The sequence below is a fragment of the Yonghaparkia sp. Root332 genome (genome assembly GCF_001425665.1).
Lineage (GTDB): Bacteria > Actinomycetota > Actinomycetes > Actinomycetales > Microbacteriaceae > Microcella.
On the sequence record NZ_LMCX01000001.1, the window covers coordinates 1,182,686 to 1,201,554 of the forward strand.

The window sequence follows — 18,869 nt, forward strand, 5'->3', positions numbered from 1 at the left end:
CGACACGCCGGGTGCGCCGCCGCGTCGTCCTGCATTTGGTCTCGAGAGCCGCGAGGGGGCCGGGGAGTGGCGAGCCGATGCCAGGATGACGGCATGAGTTCGCCGACCCCCGCCGCCTCCGCCGCGCCCCCGGCCGGCACCCCGGTCGAGCCGCACCCCGCGCTCGACGCGCTCATCGGCGTGATGGCGCGGCTGCGCGCCCCCGGCGGCTGCGCGTGGGATGCCGAGCAGACCCACGAGAGCCTCACGAAGTACCTCATCGAGGAGGCGCACGAGCTCATCGAGGCGATCGAGCACGGATCCCGCGACGACCTGCTCGAGGAGCTCGGCGACGTGCTCTACCAGGTGCTCTTCCACGCCGACATCGCCGCCGCCGACTCCGACGCGCCCTTCACGATCGAGGATGTCGCCGCCCGCAGCATGCTCAAGATGGTCGGCCGCCACCCGCACGTCTTCGCCGACGTCGTCGCCGACACCGCCGACGAGGTCTCCGCCAACTGGGAGACGTGGAAGGCCGCCGAGAAGCCCAACCGCACGAGCGTGCTCGACGGGCTGCCGGGCGGACTGCCGGCGCTCGTGCGCGCCGACAAGGTGCTGAGCAAGGGCGGCGCGCTCGGCGTCGCGCCGCAGACTGCGGGGCGCGAGCGCCCTGACCTCGCCGACGAGCGGGCCCTGGGCGAGGAGCTCCTCCACCTGGTCGCGGTCGCCCGCGAGCGGGGGTGGGATGCCGAGCGCGCCCTCCGCACGGCGACGCGCGATCTGGAGGCGGGCATCCGCGCCGCCGAGTCGACGGCCGCGACCGCGACGGTGTCCGGCGAGGAATCGTCGCCATAGGCGAGTCCTCCTCGACACCGGGTGCCGTGAGTGCTTGACTCACCCCCATGACCACCCAACCCGCGATCGCGGTCGAGGGCGTCGCGCGCAGCTTCGGCGACGTGCACGCCGTGCGCGACGTGACCTTCGAGGCGCGAGCGGGCGCCGTGACGGCCCTCATCGGGCCCAACGGCTCCGGCAAGACGACGCTGCTGCTCATGCTCGCGACCCTCCTCGAGCCCGATCGCGGCTCGATCCGCATCGAGGGCCACGACCCGATCTCCGACCCCCGCGCCGTGCGGCGCGTCATGGGGTGGATGCCCGACGTGCTCGGTTCCTGGGCCACGCTGACCGTGCGCCAGACCCTCGAGACCACCGCGCGCCTGTACGAGATCGAGGCCGCGCAGGCCCGCGTCCGCGCATCCGAGCTCATCGATCTGGTGGGCCTGGAGGCGCTCGCCGACCAGCCGACGCGCGTGCTGAGCCGCGGGCAGAAGCAGCGCCTGAGCCTCGCGCGGGCCCTCGCGCACCGCCCGAGCGTGCTGCTGCTCGACGAGCCCGCGTCGGGCCTCGACCCGGCCGCGCGCATCGACCTCCGCGTCCTCGTGCGGCGGCTCGCGAGCGAGGGCGCGGCGATCCTCGTCTCGAGCCACGTGCTCGCCGAGCTCGACGAGATGGCCGACGAGGCCGTGTACATCGACGCCGGCGTCACCGCGTCGCGCGCGAGCGTCGAGGCGAGCCGCGCGACGGTGCGCGACTGGCGCATCCGCGCGCTCGACCCCGCCGCCCTGACCGCGGCGCTCGCCGAGTTGGGAATCCCCAGTTCCGGCGCCGACCATCTGGGCGTGCTCGTGCCCGTCGCGGGCGAGCCGGAGGCCGCGGCCCTGCTGGCCCGGCTCACGGCGCACGGCGTCGGCATCAGCGCGTTCGGGCCCGCGGTCGGCGACCTCGAGCACACCTTCCTCGACCTCGCGAAGGGCGGCCGCTCGTGAACCGCTGGATCATCGGCCTCGGCACGATCGCGAGCCTCGAGCTGCGCCAGCGCGTCCGCTCGGTCGCGTGGATCGTCCTGCTCAGCGTCGTCTTCGTCGTGGTCGGCGTCGTCACGCTCCTGCTGTGGCTCGCGCTCACGCAGTTCGGCGCAGGCAGCCTCGACAACGCGGCGATCTACTCGAGCATCATCTTCTTCGTGCTGCTCGTCGGCACGCTCGTCACGCCGGCGGTCTCGGGCGGTGCGATCAACGCCGAGCGCGACGCCGGCACTCTCGCGACCACGCAGGTGACGCTCGTCAGCGCGGGGCAGATCGTGCTCGGGAAGTTCCTCGCCGCCTGGACGATCGCCCTGACGTTCCTGGCGGCGAGCCTCCCGTTCATCGTCCTCGCGGTCGTCCTCGGCGGGGTGCCGTTCCTGACGATGCTCACCTCGCTCGGCGTGCTCGTGCTCGAGCTCGGCGTCGTCGCGGCGGTCGGCGTCGGTCTGTCGGGCCTGCAGACCCGCGCGCTGTTCTCGGTCGTCACGACCTACCTCGTCGTCGCTGCACTCAGCATCGGCACGCTCATCGCGTTCGGGCTCGGCGGCCTCGTCAACCAGACCGAGGTGCGCAACGTCTACATCGGGCTCGACTACTCGGGCGAGATCGACCCCGAGACGGGCATCCCCGAGGAGATCCGCTGCCTCGAGCCGGAGGTCACCACCTACCAGTCGCCGCGCTTCGACCGGGTGTGGTGGCTGCTCGCCGCGAACCCCTACATCGTGCTCGCCGACGCCTCGCCGACGACGTTCGACAGCAACGGCAACCCGGAGGACCTCTTCGGCGGCATCGGGCTCGGCATCCGTCAGGCGCAGATCGCGCCGGACGCCGAGACCGTCTACGACGAGTGCGAGAGCGCCCGCAACGGCTTCCAGGATCCGTACGACTACCCGACGCCGGAGGAGATCTACGCCTCCACGGTGCCGAGCTGGTTCGTGGGTCTGCTGATCCACGCCGGTCTCGCGGCACTCGCGCTGTGGGGCGCGGTCGCCCGCACGCGGACGCCCTCCCGACGTCTGCCGAAGGGCGCGCGCGTCGCGTGAGGCTCCAGGCGGAGCATCCGCCGCTCGCCGGGACCCCGCCGCGCGCTCTGACAGAATCGAGGCATGGCCAGCCCGGTGACCCCGCCCCGCGGGATGCGCGACTTCCTGCCCGGTGACAAGGCCCGCCGCGAGCACGTGCTCGCGCGGATCCGCGGGGTCTACCGCGCGCACGGCTTCGACGAGATCGAGACCCCTGTGATGGAGGACGCCGCGCGCCTGCATGCGGGCCTCGGCGGCGACAACGAGAAGCTCGCCTTCGCGGTCATGAGGCGGGCGCTGACGACGGATGACCTGCGCTCCGCCGCGACCGCGCTCGACCTCGCCGACCTCGGCCTGCGGTTCGACCTCACGGTGCCGCTCGCGCGCTTCTACGCGAGCAACCGCGGACAGCTGCCCGGCGTCTTCCGGGCCATCCAGATCGCGCCCGTCTGGCGCGCGGAGCGCCCGCAGAAGGGCCGGTTCCGCCAGTTCGTCCAGTGCGACATCGACATCATCGGCGAGCCGGGAGTCATCGCCGAGATCGAGCTCATCGCGGCGACGTCGAGCGCGCTCGACGCCCTCGGGATCCCCGGCTGCAGCATCCGCATCAACGACCGCCGGTTGCTCACGAGCATGCTCACGGTGCTCGGCTTCGCCCCCGAGAGCCACGCCGAGGTGCTCATCACGCTCGACAAGCTCGACAAGATCGGCACGGCCGGCGTGCTCGCCGAGCTGCGCGAGCGCGGCCACGCGACCGACGCGATCGAGGCCCTCGCCGCGGTTCCGGCGTTCGCCGCGTTCGGGGCGGAGGCGGCGTCCGCCGCCGACGGCTCGGGGGAGCGCCGCGCGCCCGCCGCCGGCGGCGCCCTCACCGCCGAGAGCATCGCCTCGCTCCTCCCGGCCGGCGTCGACGAGGCGGCCCTGACCGACCTGGCCGCGATCGCCGCGGGCCTCGGCGACGCGGTGCCGCTCGTCTTCGACCCCTTCCTCGTGCGCGGCATGGGCTACTACACGGGCCCGATCTTCGAGGTCGCTCACCCCGAGCTCGGCTACTCGCTCGGCGGCGGCGGGCGCTACGACGGCATGATCGGCCGCTTCCTCGGCAGCGACGTGCCCGCGACGGGCTTCTCGCTCGGCTTCGAGCGGCTCATCGACCTCGTCGAGCTGCCCGAGGGCGACGGCGACGGCGACGCGGCCCTCGTCTACGACCGCGACGTGAGCGCCGCCGACCTCATGGCGCTGAAGTCGACGCTCGTCGCCGAGGGCGCCCGCGTGCGCCTCGTGAAGCGCCCGAAGAACATGAGGACGGCGCTCGACCAGCTCGCCGCCGACGGCTTCGCCCGGTTCGCGACGGTCAGCGCGAGCACCGGGGCGGATGCCTCGGCTCTCGACTGGCGGCCGCTCGAGCGCAGCGCCTGAGGCGACCGGGGCCGCGTTCCTCGCGGCGAGTAGGATTCCCTGCGGACGACCACCACCGTCGCGTCCGCACCCCCACTGGTTAGGAGACCCATTCGTGGCAGCTATCGAGGCCGTTGGAGCCCGTGAAATCCTCGACTCGCGAGGCAACCCGACCGTCGAGGTCGAGGTCCTGCTCGACGACGGAACCGTCTCGCGCGCGGCCGTGCCCTCGGGTGCGTCGACCGGTGCGTTCGAGGCCTACGAGCTGCGCGACGGCGACAAGGGCCGCTACCTGGGCAAGGGCGTGCTGAAGGCCGTCGACGCCGTCATCGACGTGCTCGGCCCGGCGATCGAGGGCCTCGAGGCCAGCGACCAGCGCCTGATCGACGGCGAGCTGCGCGCCGTCGACGGCACCGAGAACAAGTCCAAGCTCGGCGCGAACGCCATCCTCGGCGTCTCGCTCGCGGTCGCGAAGGCCGCCGCCGACTCGGCCGACCTGCCGCTCTTCCGCTACCTCGGCGGCCCCAACGCCCACGTGCTGCCGGTGCCGATGATGAACGTCATCAACGGCGGCGCGCACGCCGACACCGGGGTCGACGTGCAGGAGTTCATGATCCTCCCGATCGGCGCCGAGAGCTTCACCGAGGCCCTGCGCTGGGGCGCCGAGACGTACCACGCGCTCAAGGGCGAGCTCAAGGCCGGGGGCTTCGCCACGGGCCTCGGCGACGAGGGCGGCTTCGCCCCCGACCTCGCGGGCACGACCGCCGCGCTCGACTTCCTGCTCGCCGCGATCGAGAAGGCCGGCTTCACGCCGGGCACCGACATCGCGCTCGGCCTCGACGTCGCCGCGACCGAGTTCTACCGCGACGGCGCGTACCACTTCGAGGGCTCGCAGCGCTCGGCGACCGAGCTCGCCGCGTTCTGGGCCGACCTCGTCAAGAACTACCCGCTCGTCACGATCGAGGACCCGATGTCGGAGGACGACTGGGACGGCTGGGCCGCGCTCACGACCGAGATCGGCGGCGCCGTGCAGATCGTCGGCGACGACCTCTTCGTCACCAACCCCACGCGCCTCGCCGACGGCATCGCGCGCGGCACGGCGAACTCGCTGCTCGTGAAGGTCAACCAGATCGGCTCGCTCACCGAGACGCTCGACGCGGTCTCCCTCGCGCAGCGCAGCGGCTACACGGCCGTGCTCTCGCACCGCTCGGGCGAGACGGAGGACACCACGATCGCCGACCTCGCCGTCGCCACCAACTGCGGGCAGATCAAGACCGGTGCGCCCGCCCGCAGCGAGCGCGTGGCGAAGTACAACCAGCTGCTCCGCATCGAGGAGGAGCTGGGCGACGCCGCCGTGTACGCGGCGCGGACCGCCTTCCCGCGCTTCCGCGGCTAGTCCGTCCGCCGCGTCAGCGCTCCGGGGCCCGCCCTCTCCCTCCCGGGAGGAGGCGGGCCCCTCGCGTAGGCTGGAGGCATGGCCGGCCGCTCGCGACACCTCCCCGTCGAGCTGCCCGCCGACGCTCCGGCCTCCACCCCGTGGTTCCGCAATCTCGAGATCTCGGGCTTCACCGTCACGGTGCTCGTGCTCATCATCGGCGCCCTCGTCGTGCTCGCCCCGTCCCTGCGCATCCTCGTCGAGCAGCAGCAGGAGATCGCGGCGCTCGAGGCCCGCGTCGCCGAGCAGGAGCGCGCCGTCGAGGGTCTCTCCTCCGAGATCGACCGGTGGTCCGACCCCGCCTACATCGAGTCGCAGGCCCGCGACCGCCTCCTCTACGTCAAGCCCGGCGACATCAGCTACCTCGTGATCGACGACGGCGCGACGATCGACGTGGGCCCCGTGCAGCCGGTGAGCGACGAGATCCAGCGCACCCGCATCGACTGGAGCCGCGCCGTGCTCTCCTCCGTCCTCACCGCCGCCCTCACCGACCTCCCGGCCGTCGAGCTCGTCGGCCCCGAGATCGAGACCCCGCCCGCGACGGAGCCCGCCCCGTGAGCCGTCCGCCCTTCGACCCCGCGAGCGAGCGGGATGTCCGGATCGTCTCCGCGCAGCTGGGCCGGCCCGCGCGCGATGTCATCGGCATCCCCGCCCGCTGCGTCTGCGGCGCTCCGACGGTCGTCGCGACCGCCCCGCGGCTCGAGAGCGGCACGCCCTTCCCGACCCTGTACTACCTGACGCACCCGGCCGCGACCGCCTCCGCCTCGCGGCTCGAGGCGAGCGGCGTCATGGCCGAGTACCAGGCCGAGCTCGCCGACGACCCTGCGCTCGCCGCGGCCTACGCCCGCGCCCACGAGAGCTACCTCGCCGATCGCGCGACCTTCGGCGACGTCGACGAGATCGCGGGCATCAGCGCCGGCGGCATGCCGACGCGCGTGAAGTGCCTGCACGCCCTCATCGGCCACAGCCTGTCGGTCGGCCCCGGCATCAACCCGATCGGGGATCGCGCTCTAGCCGAGTGCGACTGGAGTCCCGAGGTGTGCGCGTGCGCCCCCGACCAGCGCGGCTCGTAGCGGCCGCGCTCCTCCTCGCCGCGATCGCCGGCGCGGCGCCCGCGGTGCCCGCCTCCGTCGCCGTCGCGGCCCCGGGCATCCTCGCCGCCGACGCCGTCCGCGACCGGCAGTACTGGCTCGACGAGTACGGGATCCGCGCGGCGTGGGCCGTGACGCGCGGGGCGGGCGTCACGATCGCGATCATCGACTCGGGGGTGGATGCGACGCATCCCGATCTGCGCGGAGCCGTCGTCGACGGCATCGACCTCTCCGGCGTCGGCTCGTCCGACGGCACGCGGCCGGTCGGAAGCGATGCTCCCGATCACGGCACGATGGTCGCCTCGCTCGCCGCCGGCCGGGGGAGCGCGCCCGGCGACGGGGTCATCGGCGCGGCCCCCGAGGCGAGCCTCCTCAGCGCCTCGCTCGCGTTCGGCCCCGAGCAGCGCGACGGCGACGCCCAGGTCGCCGAGGCCGTGCGCTGGGCCGTCGACGCGGGCGCCGACGTCATCTCGCTCTCGCTCACCCGCAACACGCTGTCATGGCCGGAGAGCTGGGACGACGCGTTCGGGTACGCCGAGGCCAACGACGTCGTCGTCATCGCCGCGGCCGGCAACCGCGGCAGCGGCACCGAGCAGGTCGGCGCGCCCGCGACCATCCCCGGCGTCGTCGCCGTCGGGGGAGTCGACCGGCGCGGTGTCGCGAGCGACACGGCGAGCGCGCAGGGCATCTCGATCGCCGTCATGGCTCCGAGCGAGCAGCTCGTCGGCGCCGTGCCCGGGGGCGGCCACGTCATCTGGCAGGGCACGAGCGGCGCGGCGCCCATCGTCGCCGGCATCGCCGCGCTCATCCGCTCGGCGCACCCCGAGGCGACCGCCGCCGACGTCGTCGCGCGCCTCATCGGCACCGCCAGACCCGTCACCGCGACCGTGCCGGACCCCCTGTACGGCTACGGGCTCGTGGATGCGGCCGCCGCCGTGCGCGCCGACCTCCCTCCCGTCGCCGAGAACCCCCTCGGCAGCCTCGCGGAGTGGATCTCGCTCAACCGACGGGCCGACGCCGAGGTGCGGAGCGTGCGCGTCGAGAGCGCGCGCGAGGCGGTCGGGCGCGCCGGGCATCCCGGACTGGGTAGGATCGGTGAGGCAGTGCGCCCCGTCGTGGCGGCCATCGCCCCCCTCGCAACCGTCGGGGCAGCCGTGCTCGGCGGCTCGCTCCTCGTCATCGCGGCCGTCTCGATCGGCGCCGCGCGATTCGTCAGGCGTGCTCGCTCGGGGTAGATTGTCCGGGTCCCTCACCACAAGGAGATCGTTCCCCCGTGCCCAGAATCCTGATCGTCGGTGGCGGTTACGCCGGTTTCTACACCGCACTGAAGCTTCAGAAGTGGCTCCGCCCGGGTGAGGCCGAGGTCGTCGTCGTCGACCCGCTCCCCTACATGACCTACCAGCCCTTCCTGCCGGAGGTCGCCGCCGGTCAGATCGAGCCGCGGCACGCGGTCGTCTCGCTGCGCCGCCACCTCGACAGGACGCGCATCATCACGGCCAAGGTCACGGGCATCGACCACGCCGCGAAGACCGCGACCATCACGCCCGAGGCGGGTGAGCCCTGGCAGCTCGAGTACGACCACATCGTCGTCACCGCGGGCTCCGTGTCGCGCACGTTCCCCATCCCGGGCGTCGCCGACGAGGCCATCGGCATGAAGGCGATCGAGGAGGCCGTCGCCGTGCGCGACCGCCTCATCGACAACTTCGCCCGCGCCGCGCTCCTGCCGGCCGGCCCCGAGCGCGACCGCCTGCTCACGGTCGTCGTCGTCGGCGGCGGCTTCGCCGGCATCGAGACCTTCGCCGAGCTGCGCAGCCTCGCGAGCTCGCTGCTGAAGGAGTACCCGCAGCTCTCGATCGACGACACCCACTTCCACCTCATCGAGGCGATGGGCCGCATCATGCCCGAGGTGTCGCTCGAGACGAGCCAGTGGGTGCTCAAGAACCTCGCGCAGCGCGACGCGATCGTGCACCTCGACACCCAGCTCACGAGCGCCGTCGACGGCGTCATCGAGCTGTCGACGGGCGAGAGCTTCCAGAGCGACCTCATCATCTGGACGGCCGGCGTGATGGCGAACCCCGTCGTTCGCTCGACCGACCTGCCCGTCGAGGAGCGCGGCCGCATCCGCGCCCGTGCCGACCTCCGCGTCGTCGACGAGAGCGGTGCCGTCGTCGAGGGCGCCTGGACGGCCGGCGACGTCTCGGCCGTTCCCGACCTCACCGGCGGCGGCGTGGGCGGCTTCTGCGTGCCCAACGCCCAGCACGCCGTGCGCCAGGGCAAGCGCCTGGCGAAGAACCTCGTCGCGGTCCTGCGCGGGGAGGAGCCCCAGGACTACGTGCACAAGAACCTCGGCGCGGTCGCGGGCCTCGGCCTCGGCCACGGCGTCTTCCAGTCGGGCAGGATCGCGATCAAGGGCTTCCCGGCGTGGGTCGCGCACCGCGGCTACCACGGCCTCGCGATCCCGATGTGGGAGCGCAAGATCCGCGTGTTCAGCGGCTGGCTCTGGAACCTCCTCCTCGGCCGCGACAACGTCACGCTCGCCGCGCGCGAGGAGCCGCAGGAGTACTTCCAGGCCTTCGCCACGCGCCCGAAGGCGTAGCAGCGCACCGCAGAGCTGTCGGGGGCGGGTGCTCGTCCTAGGCTGATCGGTGCGCCCCGGTAGCCCAACCGGCAGAGGCATCCGACTTAAAATCGGACCAGTCTGGGTTCGAACCCCAGCCGGGGCACGCACGGGGGATCACGCGAGGGCGGGCTCGACCCAGCGCACCCACAGGGTCGTGCCGACGAGCACGGCGCCGATGCCCGCGGCGGCGAGCCCGAGCCCGACGATCGGGAAGCTCGCGCCGGAGGCGAGGATCGCGCCCGTCACGGTTGCCACGGCGAGCGACGCGACGCCCCACGTCGTGCGGGAGATCTGGAACACCGCCCGGCCGGGGAATGAGCCGACGGGGAGCAGCATGAGCAGCAGCGAGCCGAGCCCGCCGAGCGCGACCGTGGCGGCGGTCTCGGCCGCGAAGCTCACCCAGAACCCGGTGCTCGGGGTCAGCAGGTCGTGGGTCGCCCAGGCGGCGAGCGCGAGCGCGGCGACAGCGACGAGCTGCAGCACGGCGAGCCCCACGCGCACTCGGAACCGTGCGACGCCCACGACGCTCGCCGCCACGAGCACCCCGATGAGGATGGCCGGTCGCAGCTCGGCCACGCGCGAGAGCAGCGCCGCCCCGATCGCCGCGGCGAGGATGCCCGGCAGGAGCTGCGTGACGACCGGCACCCGCGCCGCTCGCCGGATGACGCCGGCCGGCAGCAGCACCCCGACGGCCGCGAGCACGAGCAGGCCGAGCCCGATGGCCGCGGTCAGGCGGAGGTAGCGCACCTCCAGGTCGAGACCGCCGCCGACCGCGGCGACGACGGCGGCCCCGGCGAAGACGCCGACGGCCGTGAGCGCGGGCGAGACCACGGGGTCGTCGGCGCTGAGCACCGTTCCGCGGTTGCGGCCAGTGAGGCGGGGCATCGCCAGGCGGATGCGCGGCGCGGCCCGCGTCGCGAACCAGCGCAGCGGCAGCGCGATGAGCGCGAGGTAGCCGAGCGCGAAGAGGGGGGCGATGGCGAGTCCTCCGCGCTCGAGGATCTGCGCCGCGGTCGGCAGGGTTCCGCCGAACCCGGTCGGCGTCCCCCAGTTGGAGGAGGGCGCGTCGCTCGACGACCCGGGCAGGGGCGGCGCGGCGGGGGGCGCTCCGGCGTCGCCGCCCGGATCGCCCGGGCCGCCGGGATCTCCGCTCGCGTCGTCGGGTCCCTCGGCGGATCCGCCCGATCCGCCGTCGTCCCCGGGCGTCGCGGGCGCGCCCGGCTCGGCGTCCCCGCCCGGCGCGTCGGTCCCCTCGTCACCGGGAGCGGCCCCGTCGGTTCCGCCCGGCGACGGCTCGTCGGGCACGGGGCTCGCGCCGCCGGGCACCGCCCACTCGACCCGCACGCCCGTGCTCGCCGAGCTGAAGTTGCCGGCCGGGTCGCGCTGCAGCGCCCGGAGCTCGCGCACCCCGGGCGCGGGGAGGCGCGCCTCGCACGCCCAGAGCTCGCCGGGGTCGACGGTCGTCGCGCACACCATCTCCCCGTCGACGTAGAGCTGGAGCGTCGCGCCGGGCTCACCGGCGCCCTCGGCGCGGACGTTCGCGGTGGCCGTCCGCGTTCCCGTCCGCGGGACGTCGATGGTCGGAGCCGCCGGCACATCGCGGTCGACCGTCGCGACGGTCGCCGCCGACCAGCCGGACGGCTCCGGCCCGATCTCGGCGAGCGACTGCCGGGCGCTCGTGCGGTACTGCCCGCTCGGCACCGTCACGATGCACGACCAGTATCCGTCCGGCAGCGCGGCCGGGCAGTCGTGCACGATCGAGCCCCGCGGCCCGATCGTGCGTACCTCGATCGCCGCCCCGGGCGCCGCCGTGCCGGTGAAGCGCCCGGCCGTGAGCAGCGTCCCGCCGCCCCCGTCGATGCGCGGAGGGCCGAGCACCCGCACCGGCAGGGGCCCGAACTCCTCCGTCGTGCCGTCGTCGAGCGTCTCGACGCCCGCGAGCTCGATGACGCCGTCGGGCAGATCGACGCCCTCGCAGCGCCAGACGGTCGAGGCGTCGGCGACGATGCAGACGACGGGGCCGCCGACGACGGCGACGCGCACGCCGCTGCCGGCATCCTTCGTGCCCGCGACGGTCACGCGATCGCTGCCCACGAATCCGCCCGACGGCTCCGCGAAGGATGCCGCCGCGGCGGCCGGCGACGCCGGCAGCGCGATCGAGGCGAGGGCCGCGATCGCGGCGAGGGCGATGACGAGGGCGCGGGTCGCACCGCGGCGCCGCGCGGGGCGGTGCGGGTGCGCGCGCATGCCGCCTCCTCGGGCCGATGGTGCTCGGTCGTCGTGCGGGGGAGGTGCTGCCCTCCCGCCGCTCGACATTCTTCCAGGTGCGTGCTGAGCGATCGTCGCGATCCGGGCGGATCCATAGCCGGGGTCGAGCGGGCCACCTGTCGGCGGGTCGGCGGCGGCCCTAAGCTGTGCCGCATGGAAATCCTCATCCTCGTCGGAGTGGTCGTCCTGCTCGCGGTCATCGTGGGCATCTACCTCTGGGCGACGTACAACTCGCTCGTCACGCTGAACGTCCGCGTCGACGAGGCATGGAGCGACATCACGGTGCAGCTCAAGCGCCGCGCCGACCTCCTGCCGAACCTCATCGAGGCCGTCAAGGGCTACGCGGCCCACGAGAAGCAGGTGTTCGAGAGCGTCACGCGCGCCCGGGCCGAGACGCTCAGCGCGCAGGGCCCCGCCGATGCCGCCGTCGCCGAGGGGCACATGCAGCAGGCGCTCAAGAGCATCTTCGCCGTCGCCGAGGCCTACCCGCAGCTGCAGGCGAGCCAGAACTTCCTCCAGCTCCAGGGCGAGCTCGTCGACACGGAGGACAAGGTGCAGGCCGCCCGCCGCTTCTACAACGGCGGCGTGCGCGAGCTCAACGTCAAGATCAAGCAGTTCCCGAACACCCTGTTCGCGCGCCGCCTGGGCTTCCACGAACGCGACTTCTTCGAGGTCTCCGACGCCGCTGCGATCGCCGAGCCGCCGCGCGTCCAGTTCTGACCCCGCCCCGAGCATCCTGACCCCGACCCCGCCCGAGGAGGGCTGACGTGTATCGCGCGATCGCCGCGAACAAGCGCAACACCATCGTCATCATGCTCGTGTTCCTGGTGCTCATCGGGCTGCTCGGTCTCGTCGCCGACTACCTCTACGGGGGCGGCTACAGCATCTTCATCGGCACCCTCATCGGCGCAGCGGCTTACACCGCCTTCCAGTACTTCGCGGCGGGCAGGCAGGCGCTCTCCATGGCGGGTGCGCGCCCGATCGAGAAGGCCGATAACCCGCGGCTGTACCGCATCGTCGAGAACCTCGCCATCTCCGAGGGGATGCCCATGCCGAAGGTCTACCTCGTGGAGGATCCGGCCCCGAACGCCTTCGCGACCGGCCGCGACCCCGAGCACGCGAGCGTCGCCGCGACGACCGGGCTCCTCGAGATCATGACCGACCGCGAGCTCACCGGTGTCATGGCGCACGAGCTCGGGCACGTGAAGAACTACGACATCCGCGTCTCGACGATCGTGTTCGGGCTCACCGTCGCCGTCGGCCTCATCGCCGACATCCTCGCCCGCATGGCCTTCTTCGGCGGCAACCGCAACAACAACGGCGGCAACCCGATCGTGCTCGTCTTCGGCCTCGTCGCGATGCTCGTCGCCCCGCTCGTCGCCGCGATGATCCAGGCGGCGGTCTCCCGGCAGCGCGAGTACCTCGCCGACGCGACCGGCGCCCTCACGACGCGCGACCCGGAGGGTCTCGCGAGCGCGCTGCAGAAGCTCGGCGACTACGCCCGCCCGATGCGTCGCCAGAACTCGACCATGGCGCACCTCTGGATGAACGACCCCATGAAGCCCGGCGTCATGGACCGCATGTTCCAGACGCACCCGCCGATCCCCGACCGGGTCAAGCGCCTGCTGGAGAACTCGGCGCGCTTCTAGCGGAGGCGCTGGCTCCGCCGCCGGCTCCCGCCCGCGCTCGCGAGTGAGCCCGTTCGTCGCATCTGAGCCCGAATTTTCGGGCGCATTCGCGACGAATGGGCTCAGGTGCGCGAGTGCGGCGGTTCTGCGGCGGCCGCGGCCTCAGCCGCGGTCGAGGGCCGCGCGCACGGCGGCCGTCGCGTCGCCGCGGTCGGCGACCACGACATCCCCCAGCCCCTGCCACGCGGCGGCCGCCCGCAGGGCCGGCGCGACGCGCTCGGCCATCGCCCCCGCGTCGGCGCCCTCCTCGGCCCACGCCGACTGGACGCGCAGCACGCCCGCCGCGCGGTCGCTCTTGAGGTCGATGCGGCCCGGGAGCGCGTCGTCGACGAGCACGGGCAGCGAGTAGTAGCCGTACACGCGCTTCGGAGCGGGCGTGTAGATCTCGATGCGGTAGTGGAAGCCGAAGATCCGCAGCGCGCGGTCGCGGTTCCAGACCACGGGATCGAAGGGCGACAGCAGCGCCGTCGCGTCGATGCGACGGGGGATGCGCGTGCCCGGCACCCGGAACGCCGGCAGCGACCTGCCGCCCCGCTCCCACCCCTCGACCGCGACCTTCTCGACGTCGCCGGCCTCCACGAGCTCGCGGAGCGCGGCCTGCGTCGGAGCGATCTTCAGCCGGTGGTAGTCGGCGATGTCGCCGACGGTGCCGACGCCGAGGGCGCGCACGCCGCGCAGCACGAGCTCGCGCACCGCATCGGCCTTCGGCACGGCGACCTCGTGCAGCTCGGCGAGGCCGACGTGCTCGGGCAGGGCGTAGACGCGCGAGAAGCCGCGGCGACCGCCGCTCACGACGTCGCCGAAGGCGAAGAGGTACTCGAGCCCGTTCTTGACGTCCGACCAGCCCCACCAGGGCCCGCGCCGCCCGGTGGCGTCGTGCTCGACCTCGGCGACCGTCAGCGGGCCCTTGTCGGCGAGCTCGGCGCGCAGCCACGCCATGAGCGCGGCGTTCTCGCCGACCCACGGCACCTTCCGCGTGAAGCGCTCGCGCAGCTCGCCGCGCTTCCAGTGCCAGAGCGGCCAGTCCTCCCGACGGATGACCGCCGCCTCGTGCGCCCAGTACTCGGTGTAGCGGCCGCCGTGGGCGAACAGCAGCCGGTCGAGGACGGCGCGGTCGTAGGCGCCGAGCCGTGCGAGCAGGGGCAGGTAGTGCGAGCGCGCGAACACCGACACCGAGTCGAGCTGGAGCACCTGCAGGCGGTCGACCGCGGCCGTCAGCTGCCGAGACCCGACGGCGGCGGGATGCGCGCGGTCGAAGCCCTGCGCGGCGAGGGCGAGGCGGCGCGCGGCGGCGGCGGAGAGGCGATCCACGCCGCCACGCTAGCGGCTCGCACCGACACCGGCGGAGCGCGCCGGCGATCGGTGAGGCACCCTCGTCCACCGATGATTGGCCCGCCGTTCACCCGCCGGGGGCCGCCCGGTCACGGGGCCTTCGTACGGTTCGACCAGTCGCGGTTCCCCGTGCTCGTCAGCCCTCGAGCCGCCGCGACGCACCCACGGAGGAAACACAGTGATCCGTTCTCGCACTCTCGCCGGCGCCGCCCTGCTCGCCGCGACCGCGATCAGCCTGTCGGCGTGCGCCGTCGACGCCGAGCCCGTCTCCGACGTCGACGCCGCCGGCGCGACGAGCCTCGCCGACTTCGGCTCGTTCGAGGCGCTCGAGGCCGCCGCGAAGGCGGAGGGGCAGCTCAACGTCATCGCCCTGCCGCGCGACTGGGCCAACTACGGCGAGATCCTCGACCTCTTCGCCGAGCGCTACCCAGAGATCACGATCACCGAGGCCTCGCCGGACGCCTCGAGCGCGGAGGAGATCCAGGCCGCCGAGAACCTCAAGGGCCAGGACACCGCGCCCGACGTCTTCGACCTCGGCCTCGCGGTCGCGCTCAGCAGCACCGACTACTTCGCGCCGTACACCGTTCAGCGCTGGGACGAGATCCCCGATGAGCTCAAGCACCCCGACGGTCTCTTCGTCGGCGACTACGGCGGGTACATGGCGGTCGGCTACGACCCCGACGCGGTGCCCGCGCCGGAGTCGCTCGAGGACCTCCTCGGCGAGGAGTACCGAGGCAAGGTCGCCATCAACGGCGACCCGACGCAGGCCGGCGCGGCCTTCGCGGCCGTCGGCATGGCGACCGTCCAGAACGGCGGCGAGCTCGACGACTTCCAGGCCGGCATCGACTTCTTCGCCGAGCTCGACGAGGTCGGCAACTTCGTGAAGATCGACCCGACGCCCGCGACGGTCGCCTCGGGCGAGACGCCCGTCGTCTTCGACTGGGACTACCTCAACAGCGGCTACGCCGCCGAGCTCGAGGGTCAGCGCAACTGGGAGGTCGTGGTCTTCGACGGCGTCGGCTACGCCGGCTACTACAACCAGGCCATCAACATCGACGCGCCGAACCCCGCCGCCGCGCGCCTCTGGATGGAGTTCCTCTACTCGGCCGAGGTGCAGAACCTGTGGCTGAAGGGCGGCGCCCGCCCCGTGCTCGAGGCCGCGATGGTCGAGGCCGGCGAGATCGACGAGGCGCTCTACGCCGCGCTGCCCGAAGCTCCCGCCGAGACGGTCGTGCCGACCGCCGAGCAGAGCGAGGCCGCGGCCGCGCTCCTCGGCGAGAAGTGGGCGACGGCTGTCCAGTAGCGCGCCCGTCGCGATCGCGGCCGACCCCCGGGGCGACGCGCTCCGGGGGTCGGCCCGCGCGACCGGCACCGCCCGCCTCGGCCGCTCCGGCCACCCCCCGCGCTCCGGCGGCGCCCGACGACTCCGCGCGGCGCTCGCCCACCCCGGGTGGGGCGTGGCGCCCTTCGCCCTCTACGTCCTGCTCTTCCTCGCCCTCCCGACCGGCATCGCCCTCGGCACCGGCTTCCTCGACGGCGACGGCGCACTCACCCTCGACAATCTCGCCGCCCTAGGCGACCCCTTCGTCGTGAGCGGCCTGCTGACCTCGGTGCAGCTCTCCGCGGTCACGGCGGTCGTCGGCGCGGTCCTCGGCGCGCTCGTCTGCTACGCGCTGCTCGGGCTCCGCCCGGAGGGGCCTGTGCGCTCGGTCATCGACGCGGCCAGCGGCGTGCTCGCCCAGTTCGGCGGCGTCATGCTCGCCTTCGCCTTCGTCGCGACCATCGGCATCCAGGGAGTCATCACGGTTCTGCTGCGCGACCGCCTCGGCATCGACATCTTCGCCGACGGCGTCTGGCTCTACGAGGCCCCGGGGCTCGTGCTGCCCTACATCTACTTCCAGGTGCCCCTCATGGTCATCATCTTCATGCCGGCCCTCGAGGCGCTCAAGCCGCAGTGGGCGGAGGCGAGCGCGACCCTCGGCGGCACGACGGCGACGTTCTGGTGGCGCATCGGACTGCCCGTGCTCGCCCCCTCGTTCCTCGGCTCGCTCCTGCTCCTTTTCGCCAACGCCTTCTCGTCGTACGCCACGGCGGCCGCGCTCACGAGCCAGGGGCAGGCGATCCTGCCGCTGCAGATCCGCGCCGCGCTCACGAGCGAGACGCTGCTCGGGCGCGAGAACCTCGCCGGAGCCCTCGCGCTCGCGATGATCCTCGTCATGGCGGTCGTCATGCTGCTGTACGGCCTGCTGCAGCGTCGCGCCTCCCGGTGGCAGCGATGAGCGGGATGCCCGGCGCGGGCATCCCCGTCCCCTCCCGCCGCGCCCGCTGGACCATCCTGGGTCTCGTCGGCGCCGTGTTCGCGATCCCGCTCGTCGCGATGCTCGAGTTCACCCTCCGCCGCGGGCTCGAGGGCGGGTACGACCTCTCCCGCTGGGCCGCCGTACTCACGGGGAGCCTCGGGCCCGAGTACCGCGTCCTCGGAACCGCGATCGGCAACTCGCTCGTGCTCGCGGCGGCCACGGTCGCGATCGTGCTCGTGCTGCTCGTGCCGACGATGATCGTGGTGCACCTGCGGCTCCCGCGCCTGCGCCCGGTGCTCGAGTTCGTCTGCCTGCTGCCGATCAGCATCCCCGCGATCGTGCTCGTGGTCGGGCTCGCCCCCGTCTACGGGGTCATCGCGCGCGCGGCAGGCAGCGGCGTGTGGAGCCTCGCGTTCGCCTACGGGATCCTCGTGCTGCCCTTCGCCTACCGCGCCGTGCAGTCGAACCTCGACGCGGTCGACGTCGCGACCCTCACCGAGGCGGCGCGCTCCCTCGGGGCGAGCTGGCCCGTCGTGATCGCGCGCGTGCTGCTGCCGAACCTCCGCCCCGGGCTCCTCGCGGGCGCCTTCATCACCGTCGCGGTCGTGCTCGGCGAGTTCACGATCGCCTCCCTCCTCAACCGCCAGAACCTGCAGACGGCGCTCGTCATCGTGCAGAAGGACGACCCCTTCATCGCCGTCATCGTCGCGCTCCTCGCCCTGTTCCTCGCCCTCGCCCTGCTGCTCGTCATCGGGCGGCTCGGGCGCATCCGCTCCGGAAGGACCCCATGACCTCCGTCACCGCCGCTCGCGTCTCGGCCCCCGTCTCGCTCCGCGGCGTCGTCAAGCGATTCCCCGGGCTGACCGCGCTCGACGGGGTCTCCCTCGACCTCGCGCCGGGCGAGCTCGTCGCCCTCCTCGGGCCGTCCGGCTGCGGCAAGACTACTGCCCTGCGCGTCCTGGCCGGGCTCGAGGCGGCCGACGAGGGCAGCATCCTCATCGACGGCGACGACGTCGACGGCACGCCCACGAACAGGCGCGACATCGGGATGGTCTTCCAGTCCTACTCGCTGTTCCCGCACCTCACCGCGATCGAGAACGTCGAGTTCGGCCTGCGCATGCGCACGGTGGCCGCGCCCGACCGGCGGCGTCGCGCGGCCGAGGCGCTCGAGCTCGTCGGGCTCGACCACCATGCCGCCCGCTACGCCCACCAGCTCTCCGGCGGCCAGCAGCAGCGCGTCGCCCTCGCGCGCGCCCTCGTCACGCGACCGCGCGTGCTCCTGCTCGACGAGCCGCTCAGCGCGCTCGACGCGAAGGTGCGCGTGCAGCTGCGCGACGAGATCCGCCGCATCCAGACCGAGCTCGGCATCACGACCCTCTTCGTCACCCACGACCAGGAGGAGGCGCTCGCCGTCGCCGATCGCGTCGCCGTCATGCGCGCCGGCCGCATCGAGCAGATCGGCAGCCCGGAGGAGCTCTACGCGCGCCCGGCGAGCGCCTTCGTCGCCGACTTCGTCGGCCTGTCGAATCGGATGCCCGGCTGCGTCGTCGACGACGTCGTCCTCGTCGCGGGCCAGCCGCTCCCCCTCCTCGACCCCGGCTCGGCGAGCGGCGACGTCCACGCCCTCGTCCGTCCGGAGGACGTCGAGCTCGTGGGCGAGCACGAGCCGGGATCGCACGCCGGGCGCGTCATCACCACCTCGTTCCTCGGCGCGTTCCGCCGCACGCGCGTGGAGCTCGACGGGGGAGCCGAGCTCCTCGTCCAGCACCCCGCCGGCGCGGTCGCGCACCCCGGCGATCGCGTGCACGTGAGGCTGTCGGGCCGGCCGGTCGCGGTCGCACCGCGCTGAGGACCCCGCGCTCGTAGACTGG

Annotated in this window: 17 protein-coding genes and 1 tRNA gene; 16 read left to right on the forward strand and 2 right to left on the reverse strand. The window is 73.5% G+C overall.

The features are described from left to right. The first annotated feature begins 93 nt into the window (after positions 1 to 93). From ASC54_RS05685 to ASC54_RS05730, 10 genes are all read left to right on the forward strand, one after another. Entirely contained in the window at positions 94 to 834 is a 741-nt protein-coding gene (locus ASC54_RS05685) for a MazG family protein (RefSeq protein WP_055897247.1), read from the forward strand. A 47-nt stretch (positions 835 to 881) separates the two neighbouring features. Then, positions 882 to 1,805, forward strand: a complete 924-nt coding sequence (locus tag ASC54_RS05690; RefSeq protein WP_055856543.1) for an ABC transporter ATP-binding protein — start codon at positions 882 to 884, stop codon at positions 1,803 to 1,805. Then, positions 1,802 to 2,887 (forward strand): ABC transporter permease, encoded by a 1,086-nt coding sequence (locus ASC54_RS05695; RefSeq protein WP_235451388.1) that lies wholly within the window; start codon positions 1,802 to 1,804, stop codon positions 2,885 to 2,887. The genes ASC54_RS05690 and ASC54_RS05695 overlap by 4 nt, the downstream gene beginning before the upstream one ends. Before the next feature lie 63 nt (positions 2,888 to 2,950). After that, on the forward strand, positions 2,951 to 4,285 hold the full coding sequence (gene hisS, locus ASC54_RS05700) for a histidine--tRNA ligase (RefSeq protein ID WP_055897250.1): 1,335 nt from the start codon (positions 2,951 to 2,953) through the stop codon (positions 4,283 to 4,285). A 94-nt stretch (positions 4,286 to 4,379) separates the two neighbouring features. Next, entirely contained in the window at positions 4,380 to 5,660 is a 1,281-nt protein-coding gene (eno, locus tag ASC54_RS05705) for a phosphopyruvate hydratase (RefSeq protein WP_055856537.1), read from the forward strand. A gap of 78 nt (positions 5,661 to 5,738) precedes the next feature. Beyond that, positions 5,739 to 6,257, forward strand: a complete 519-nt coding sequence (locus tag ASC54_RS05710; RefSeq protein ID WP_082514877.1) for a septum formation initiator family protein — start codon at positions 5,739 to 5,741, stop codon at positions 6,255 to 6,257. After that, a complete protein-coding gene (locus ASC54_RS05715; protein ID WP_055856535.1) occupies positions 6,254 to 6,772 on the forward strand; it encodes a DUF501 domain-containing protein in 519 nt (172 codons plus the stop codon). The genes ASC54_RS05710 and ASC54_RS05715 overlap by 4 nt, the downstream gene beginning before the upstream one ends. Next, complete coding sequence (locus tag ASC54_RS05720) at positions 6,745 to 8,025, forward strand: S8 family serine peptidase (RefSeq protein ID WP_235451389.1); 1,281 nt, start codon at positions 6,745 to 6,747, stop codon at positions 8,023 to 8,025. Before ASC54_RS05715 ends, ASC54_RS05720 begins: the two co-directional genes overlap by 28 nt. Before the next feature lie 38 nt (positions 8,026 to 8,063). After that, entirely contained in the window at positions 8,064 to 9,386 is a 1,323-nt protein-coding gene (locus ASC54_RS05725; RefSeq protein ID WP_055897255.1) for an NAD(P)/FAD-dependent oxidoreductase, read from the forward strand. 53 nt (positions 9,387 to 9,439) lie between these two features. After that, positions 9,440 to 9,513: transfer RNA gene (locus tag ASC54_RS05730), tRNA-Leu, on the forward strand. Between the two features lie 11 nt (positions 9,514 to 9,524). Here the strand turns inward: ASC54_RS05730 and ASC54_RS05735 are convergent. Continuing rightward, positions 9,525 to 11,657 carry a hypothetical protein gene (locus ASC54_RS05735; protein WP_055897258.1) on the reverse strand — a complete coding sequence of 711 codons (2,133 nt, stop codon included), beginning with the start codon at positions 11,655 to 11,657 and terminating at the stop codon, positions 9,525 to 9,527. A 174-nt stretch (positions 11,658 to 11,831) separates the two neighbouring features. On the opposite strand from ASC54_RS05735, the gene ASC54_RS05740 reads away from it, so the two are divergent. Both ASC54_RS05740 and ASC54_RS05745 read left to right on the forward strand, forming a co-directional pair. After that, positions 11,832 to 12,398 carry a LemA family protein gene (locus tag ASC54_RS05740; protein ID WP_055897261.1) on the forward strand — a complete coding sequence of 189 codons (567 nt, stop codon included), beginning with the start codon at positions 11,832 to 11,834 and terminating at the stop codon, positions 12,396 to 12,398. 47 nt (positions 12,399 to 12,445) lie between these two features. Next, a complete protein-coding gene (locus ASC54_RS05745; protein ID WP_055897264.1) occupies positions 12,446 to 13,327 on the forward strand; it encodes a M48 family metallopeptidase in 882 nt (293 codons plus the stop codon). A gap of 141 nt (positions 13,328 to 13,468) precedes the next feature. Here the strand turns inward: ASC54_RS05745 and ASC54_RS05750 are convergent, their stop codons facing one another. Next, positions 13,469 to 14,677, reverse strand: a complete 1,209-nt coding sequence (locus ASC54_RS05750) for a winged helix-turn-helix domain-containing protein (RefSeq protein ID WP_055897265.1) — start codon at positions 14,675 to 14,677, stop codon at positions 13,469 to 13,471. Between the two features lie 199 nt (positions 14,678 to 14,876). Between ASC54_RS05750 and ASC54_RS05755 the strand changes: the two genes are divergently transcribed. The 4 genes from ASC54_RS05755 to ASC54_RS05770 all read left to right on the forward strand — a co-directional run bounded on the left by ASC54_RS05755 (position 14,877) and on the right by ASC54_RS05770 (position 18,847). Continuing rightward, positions 14,877 to 16,001: an ABC transporter substrate-binding protein gene (locus ASC54_RS05755; RefSeq protein ID WP_156376736.1), complete on the forward strand. Its 1,125-nt coding sequence runs from the start codon at positions 14,877 to 14,879 to the stop codon at positions 15,999 to 16,001. A 154-nt stretch (positions 16,002 to 16,155) separates the two neighbouring features. Then, on the forward strand, positions 16,156 to 16,977 hold the full coding sequence (locus ASC54_RS05760) for an ABC transporter permease subunit (protein WP_055897268.1): 822 nt from the start codon (positions 16,156 to 16,158) through the stop codon (positions 16,975 to 16,977). Continuing rightward, positions 16,974 to 17,789, forward strand: coding sequence for an ABC transporter permease (locus ASC54_RS05765; RefSeq protein WP_055859050.1), 816 nt, complete (start codon positions 16,974 to 16,976; stop codon positions 17,787 to 17,789). Before ASC54_RS05760 ends, ASC54_RS05765 begins: the two co-directional genes overlap by 4 nt. Beyond that, entirely contained in the window at positions 17,786 to 18,847 is a 1,062-nt protein-coding gene (locus ASC54_RS05770; protein ID WP_055897269.1) for an ABC transporter ATP-binding protein, read from the forward strand. Before ASC54_RS05765 ends, ASC54_RS05770 begins: the two co-directional genes overlap by 4 nt. Positions 18,848 to 18,869 lie beyond the last annotated feature (22 nt).

What these genes read in the sequence shown, in the direction of transcription:
- ASC54_RS05685 (WP_055897247.1), top strand. Translation starts at nt 94, where the DNA reads ATGAGTTCGCCGACCCCCGCCGCCTCCGCCGCGCCCCCGGCCGGCACC.
- ASC54_RS05690 (WP_055856543.1), top strand. Translation starts at nt 882, where the DNA reads ATGACCACCCAACCCGCGATCGCGGTCGAGGGCGTCGCGCGCAGCTTC.
- hisS (WP_055897250.1), top strand. Translation starts at nt 2,951, where the DNA reads ATGGCCAGCCCGGTGACCCCGCCCCGCGGGATGCGCGACTTCCTGCCC.
- ASC54_RS05710 (WP_082514877.1), top strand. Translation starts at nt 5,739, where the DNA reads ATGGCCGGCCGCTCGCGACACCTCCCCGTCGAGCTGCCCGCCGACGCT.
- ASC54_RS05735 (WP_055897258.1), bottom strand. Translation starts at nt 11,657, where the DNA reads ATGCGCGCGCACCCGCACCGCCCCGCGCGGCGCCGCGGTGCGACCCGC.
- ASC54_RS05740 (WP_055897261.1), top strand. Translation starts at nt 11,832, where the DNA reads ATGGAAATCCTCATCCTCGTCGGAGTGGTCGTCCTGCTCGCGGTCATC.
- ASC54_RS05765 (WP_055859050.1), top strand. Translation starts at nt 16,974, where the DNA reads ATGAGCGGGATGCCCGGCGCGGGCATCCCCGTCCCCTCCCGCCGCGCC.
- ASC54_RS05770 (WP_055897269.1), top strand. Translation starts at nt 17,786, where the DNA reads ATGACCTCCGTCACCGCCGCTCGCGTCTCGGCCCCCGTCTCGCTCCGC.